Below are 6,268 nucleotides of genomic sequence, written 5' to 3' on the forward strand. Positions count from 1 at the left end.
ATCAGTTCGGTAAAAGCGCTCGTATTATTTGTGGAATTATTTGCCGTTGAAAAGCATATCGCTCAACGATTGTAAAGCTACTTTCTTATCACACTCCCGAATGAGGAAGGAGATGTTATAGTTACTTCCTCCAAACGAGATCATTCGCACCGGTATATCGCGCATCGCATCGAGTGCTTTTGCTTCAAAACCGACATTTTCCCATTCAAGGTCACCTACAACGCAGATGATACACATTTCTTTATCAACGGTTACTGTTCCGTATTTCTTCAGGTCGTCCAGAATCTCATTAAGATGTTTCGTGTTATCTATCGTAACAGATACACCGACTTCTGACGTACAGATCATATCGATAGATGTCTGATAGCTTTCGAAGATTTCGAACACCTTACGCAAGAAACCATGAGCCAATAACATGCGGCTGGATTTAATCTTAATAGCAGTGATGTTATCTTTTGCAGCTACTGCCTTAATCTTGCCTTTTTCCGTATCGTTAGAAATCAGTGTGCCCGGAGCCTCCGGATCCATTGTGTTCAACAAGCGGACAGGGATATTGGCATATTTAGCCGGCTGGATACAAGTAGGGTGCAGAATCTTTGCACCGAAGTAAGCCAACTCGGCTGCTTCTTCGAAGTGCAGCTGGCGTACCGGAGCGGTCTTGTCAACAATACGCGGGTCGTTATTGTGCATACCGTCGATATCTGTCCAGATCTGGATTTCGGAAGCGTTCACTGCTGCTCCGATCAGAGAAGCGGTGTAGTCGCTACCACCACGTTGCAGGTTGTCTATCTCACCGTAAGCATTGCGGCAGATGAAACCTTGCGTAATGTAGATTTCCGTATCCGGATAAAGATCCAATTGAGCACGCAATTTATCCTTAATATATACGGGGTCCGGTTCTGCGTTCTTATCAGTACGCATGAATTCCAAAGCCGGAAGCAACACGGACTTCACACCGCATTCCTGCAGGTAAAAGTTTACCATCGCCGTAGAGATAAGCTCTCCCTGTGCCAAAACCACTTTCTCTTCGAACAAAGTGAAAAGGTCTTTAGTATAGGAGCGGATGTAGTCGAAGTGGGATTTGACAACTTCAAGACCTTTCTGTTTATATTCCTGGGTTGCAAAAAGCTCATCAATATGCTGTTTATATTTTGCTTCCAGCTTATTAATAATCTCGTTGGCACCCTCCGGATTCTTCTTATACAGATAGTCCGAAATTTCCACCAATGTGTTTGTTGTTCCTGACATAGCAGAAAGAACAACAATCTTCTGTTCACCATCGGTAATCAATTTGGCTACTTCCTTCATGCGCTGAGCAGAACCTACGGAAGTTCCTCCAAACTTTAAAACTTTCATTTTCGTTACTGTTTTAGTTATCTATATTTAAATCTATTTCTATTGTTCTCTGTCTGGGCATATATTCATCAGTCACATCTACAATCTGATGGTCGGCACAACGATATACCCTGCCCGGATAATCTTTCAACAGTTGCAAATTGTGCGTCGTCATCACTACCGATGAGCCGGATTCGCAGATATTGTGCAACAATTCAACGATGGCTTTACCTGTTTCCACATCCAGATTTCCGGTTGGTTCATCCGCCAGGATGATAGCCGGAGAATTGAGTACGGCACGTGCAATCACAATGCGCTGCTGTTCGCCACCGGAAAGTTCGTTCGGAAGTTTATAACCTTTGTTGGACATTCCCACCAGTTGAAGCACTTCTTCAATACGATCCTGTATCTCCTGTTTGTTTTTCCAGCCTGTGGCACGAAGCACAAATTCCAGGTTATTATATACAGTACGGTCTGTAAGCAGCTGAAAATCCTGGAATACAATGCCTAACTTGCGGCGCAGTTGCGGGATATGCTTACGTTTGATAGATCGCATATTATAACCCAGCACTTCCGCTTCACCGTCAATTACGTCCAGTTCGCCATAAAGAGTCTTAAGCAGACTCGTTTTTCCCGAGCCTACTTTTCCGATCAAATAGACAAACTCTCCTTTGTGCAATTCCAGATTTACATCACTTAGCACACAGAGTTCCTGTTGATGGATTTCTACGTTCTTATATTGTATCAACGCCCCGTCATCCATGCCGACTCCCGTTTTAATTTTTAATTTCTAATCTTTACTTATTAATGCTTCTTCCAGGTACTGCTATGTCTTTCCTGCAGTTCACGTGCAAGATCTTCGATGCGATAGCCTTTTGAAGCAAGCAATACAATCATGTGATAAATGAGGTCGGCTCCTTCGTAGATCAAACGTTCGTCAGTACCGTTCGTTGCTTCGATCACTGTTTCCACAGCTTCCTCACCTACTTTTTGAGCTATCTTATTGATTCCCGACTCAAACAGACTGGTCGTATAAGAACCTTCGGGCATCTCTTCGTGACGCTTGTCTATGAAGTCCTGCAATGCTTTCAGGAACATGACTGGTTCTTCGTTTTTCTCCCCCCAACAAGTATCTGTGCCTGTATGACACACAGGACCTACCGGATCTACTTGAATCAATAATGTATCATTGTCGCAATCAGCCTTTATAGATACAACATGAAGGAAGTTACCGCTTTCTTCACCTTTTGTCCATAAACGATTCTTCGTACGGCTAAAGAATGTAACTTTTCCGGTTTCCACCGTTTTATCATAAGCTTCTTTATTCATGAAACCCAGCATCAAGACCTTACGTGTCTCGTTGTCCTGTATGATAGCCGGAACGAGTCCGTTCATTTTATCGAAATCCAATTCCATTTTTATATAAGTTCTAATTACTATTCCAATTTACAATTACTACCTATTCGCCTACGGAATTCTTTTGCAGACAGTTCCTATATTTATCTGACTATATAATCCATCCGCAGGAAAACCCGGCCGGGGTGCCTCACCCCCTGATGGTAATTCCTTCGCCGCAAAGATACGATTTTAATTCGGGAATTTTAATTTCTCCGAAGTGAAAAACACTGGCAGCCAATGCAGCATCTGCCTTTCCCTGTAAAAAGACATCACGGAAGTGCTCCTTACAGCCCGCACCTCCCGAAGCTATGATGGGAATAAAGAGTTGATCCGCTAAAGCGGCAAGTGCTTCATTTGCATAACCGGCTTTTACACCATCGTGATTCATGCTTGTGAAGAGTATTTCTCCTGCTCCGCGTTCCTGTGCTTCTTTAGTCCACTCGAACAGATCTTTATCCGTTTCGATGCGTCCTCCGTTCAGGTAACATTTCCAACCGTTTTCGGTCTGTTTGGCATCTACAGCCAACACACAAACTTGTGAGCCGAAATTCTTTGCTATCTCGTCAACCAACCGGGGATTGCGGATAGCGGAAGAATTGATAGAAATCTTATCTGCCCCTGCATTCAGCAGACGGTCTACATCACTTAATTCATTGATTCCACCACCTACGGTAAATGGGATATTGATATTAGCAGCAATCCGTTTTACCAATTCCGTAAAAGTCTTACGTCCTTCATGGCTTGCAGTAATGTCCAGGAAAACAAGTTCATCCGCTCCCTGTTCACTGTAAGCACGACCTAGCTCCACCGGATCACCGGCTTGGCGCAAGTTGACAAAATTCGTTCCTTTCACGGTTTGTCCGTCTTTTATATCCAGACAAGGTACTATTCTTTTTGCTAACACAATCCTATTTTATTTATTGTTCAACAATTTATAATCTATATTCCTGAAGCTCGATTCTTATCTTCCTTATAATAAAGGTATCTTATTTATTCCGATACGCTCATTACAGAAAGATTCTCAAATCTTGTAAGGTGATATGTCCTTCGTATAATGCCTTACCGAAAATAACTCCGGGAACACCGGCCTCATCCAAGGCTACAATATCATCCATCTTGCTCACCCCGCCACTAGCCATCAGATAAAGGTCAGGGAATTTTGCCAACACCTCTTTATACAAATCGATAGAAGGGCCACTCAACATTCCGTCACAGCTAATATCCGTACAGATTACTTTTCGTATACCTTTATCTATATAATTTTCGAGAAATGGAAAAAGTTCACAGGCACTTTCATCTTTCCAACCATTGACGGCTATCTTATGTTCTTTTACATCTGCCCCCAAAATAATCTTCTCACTGCCGTATATTTCCAGCCAATGACAGAATAATTCCGGATCTTTCACTGCAATGCTTCCTCCGGTTACCATCTGCGCACCGCTCTCAAAAGCAATTTTCAAATCTTCATCACTCTTTACTCCTCCACCAAAATCTATGACAAGAGAAGTGCGTACAGCAATCTGTTCCAACACCCGATAGTTAACGACATGATGAGAAGCAGCACCGTCCAAGTCTACCACATGAAGCCTGCGAACACCGTTCGCTTCAAACTCCTTTGCAACTTCCACCGGGTTCTCATTATACACCTTTTTACTATCGTAATCTCCCTGGGAAAGGCGTACGCACTTTCCATCAATAATATCAATGGCTGGAATAATTTCTATCATCTATTTACTATTTGTATCTTAGAGGTTTAAAAAGTTTGTCAGAATCTTCTCTCCTGTCTTACCACTTTTTTCCGGATGGAACTGGGTAGCATAAAAGTTATCTTTATGGAGCGCAGCACTGAACGGGTGAATATAGTCAGTTGTAGCAGCAGTAAAGTCGCAGGTCGGCACATAGAAGCTATGCACAAAATAGACAAACTCTTCTTCGGTGAACCCTTCAAACAATTTGCTATTCGTTTTTCCAATGGTGTTCCATCCCATGTGCGGCACTTTATCCTCATGTTTCTGCGGGACAAAACGTTTCACATCCACATCAAAGATATTCAAACAATCGACTTCTCCTTCTTCGGAATGCCGGCACATCAACTGCATGCCGAGACAAATTCCAAATACAGGCTGACGGAGATTCTTAATCAGTTCGTCCAGTCCCGTTGCCTTCAAGTGGTTCATGGTAGTTTCCGCCTCTCCCACTCCGGGAAAAATAACTTTATCGGCCGATTGGAGTTCTTCTTTATCAGCAGTAATCACCGCTTCTACCCCCAACCGCTTTAAAGCATAATCCACAGAACGAATATTGCCGGCATTGTATTTTACAACTGCTACTTTCATCAGCTAAATATTACTGTTTTATTTTTATAAGCCAAAACTTTGCGCTCGATGTGCTTCTGCACTGCACGCGAAAGAACGATTTTTTCCAAATCCTTTCCTTTATTTACGAGGTCTTCAATAGCATCTTTATGAGTAATGCGCACTACATCCTGTTCAATAATCGGTCCGGCATCCAGCTCTGTCGTTACATAATGACTAGTTGCACCAATAATTTTCACCCCTCTCTGGAAAGCTGCGTGATAAGGCTTCGCCCCTACAAACGCAGGAAGGAAAGAATGATGAATATTGATAATCTTATTCGGATAAGCATTAATCATCTGTTCGGAGATCACCTGCATATAGCGTGCCAATACAATAAATGTAATCTTATGTTTGGCAAGCAATTCCATCTCTTTGCGCTCCTGTTCTTCTTTCGTCTCCTTGGTGATAGGGAACAGATAGAAAGGAATTCCGAAACGTTCTGCCACGTGCTGCAAATCCGGATGATTACTTATAATAAGAGGTATCTCTACATTCCACTCTCCTGCCGTATACCGGGCTAACATATCGAAAAGACAGTGTGACAGCTTGGATACGAAAATAGCCATACGTGGTTTTACATCAGAGAAATAAAGACGAAAATCCATTTCATATTTTTGCCCGTAGAGTGTTCTGAAATAATCTTCAATTTTTTCCTGTGGAACCAGAAAATCTTTCAGTTCCCATTCAATACGCATGAAGAAGATGTTCTCTACATGATCTACATACTGATCCAAATAGATAATATTTCCTTTGTTTACCGTAATAAAGTCTGTCACTTCCGCTAGGATTCCCGGTTTGTCGGGACAGTGCAATAACAGTTTGGCTGTTGTCATCATTCTTTCTACTAATTAACGATTCTAGGCAGATTATTTTCTACCTTTCTAATTTTAGTCCGCAAAAATAACGATTTATTGCAAAATTACGAATTATTCAAGCAGAAAGTTGATATAAAAACGGTGATTTCTTACAGATAGAAAGATATCGAGAGTTATTTTCAATGAAAAGAATGACAAACTTTAGGATAGTGACGCCATTGCCTTCGGATAGTGACGGTATTCCATCGTGATAGCGTCACTATAACGATCAGATACCGTCACTATCCGAAGAGAAGAAAAACGAATATTTTTTTTCAGGCAACTATACTTTAATTACACCAAAATAGAAAATTTTCCCAAATA

General features: G+C 41.9%; 7 protein-coding genes. All 7 read right to left on the minus strand.

The features are described 5' to 3' along the window. Positions 1–36: 36 nt before the first annotated feature. The 7 genes from DXA54_RS25095 to purU all read right to left on the minus strand — a co-directional run bounded on the left by DXA54_RS25095 (position 37) and on the right by purU (position 5,926). On the minus strand, positions 37–1,356 hold the full coding sequence (locus DXA54_RS25095) for an aspartate kinase (RefSeq protein WP_004304027.1): 1,320 nt from the start codon (positions 1,354–1,356) through the stop codon (positions 37–39). A gap of 13 nt (positions 1,357–1,369) precedes the next feature. Continuing rightward, complete coding sequence (locus DXA54_RS25100; protein WP_004304028.1) at positions 1,370–2,098, minus strand: cell division ATP-binding protein FtsE; 729 nt, start codon at positions 2,096–2,098, stop codon at positions 1,370–1,372. 41 nt (positions 2,099–2,139) lie between these two features. Then, on the minus strand, positions 2,140–2,751 hold the full coding sequence (hisIE, locus tag DXA54_RS25105; RefSeq protein WP_004304029.1) for a bifunctional phosphoribosyl-AMP cyclohydrolase/phosphoribosyl-ATP diphosphatase HisIE: 612 nt from the start codon (positions 2,749–2,751) through the stop codon (positions 2,140–2,142). Between the two features lie 130 nt (positions 2,752–2,881). Beyond that, positions 2,882–3,637: an imidazole glycerol phosphate synthase subunit HisF gene (gene hisF, locus DXA54_RS25110; protein ID WP_004311503.1), complete on the minus strand. Its 756-nt coding sequence runs from the start codon at positions 3,635–3,637 to the stop codon at positions 2,882–2,884. A 103-nt stretch (positions 3,638–3,740) separates the two neighbouring features. Beyond that, positions 3,741–4,460, minus strand: a complete 720-nt coding sequence (hisA, locus tag DXA54_RS25115; RefSeq protein ID WP_004311504.1) for a 1-(5-phosphoribosyl)-5-[(5-phosphoribosylamino)methylideneamino]imidazole-4-carboxamide isomerase — start codon at positions 4,458–4,460, stop codon at positions 3,741–3,743. Between the two features lie 18 nt (positions 4,461–4,478). Then, the gene (gene hisH, locus DXA54_RS25120) at positions 4,479–5,069 is read right to left on the minus strand and encodes an imidazole glycerol phosphate synthase subunit HisH (protein WP_004297048.1); all 591 of its coding nucleotides are present in this window, start codon (positions 5,067–5,069) and stop codon (positions 4,479–4,481) included. Beyond that, positions 5,069–5,926 carry a formyltetrahydrofolate deformylase gene (purU, locus tag DXA54_RS25125; protein WP_004297049.1) on the minus strand — a complete coding sequence of 286 codons (858 nt, stop codon included), beginning with the start codon at positions 5,924–5,926 and terminating at the stop codon, positions 5,069–5,071. The genes hisH and purU overlap by 1 nt, the downstream gene beginning before the upstream one ends. Positions 5,927–6,268 lie beyond the last annotated feature (342 nt).

The organism is Bacteroides sp. OF03-11BH (assembly GCF_003604005.1).
GTDB classification, from domain to species: domain Bacteria; phylum Bacteroidota; class Bacteroidia; order Bacteroidales; family Bacteroidaceae; genus Bacteroides; species Bacteroides ovatus.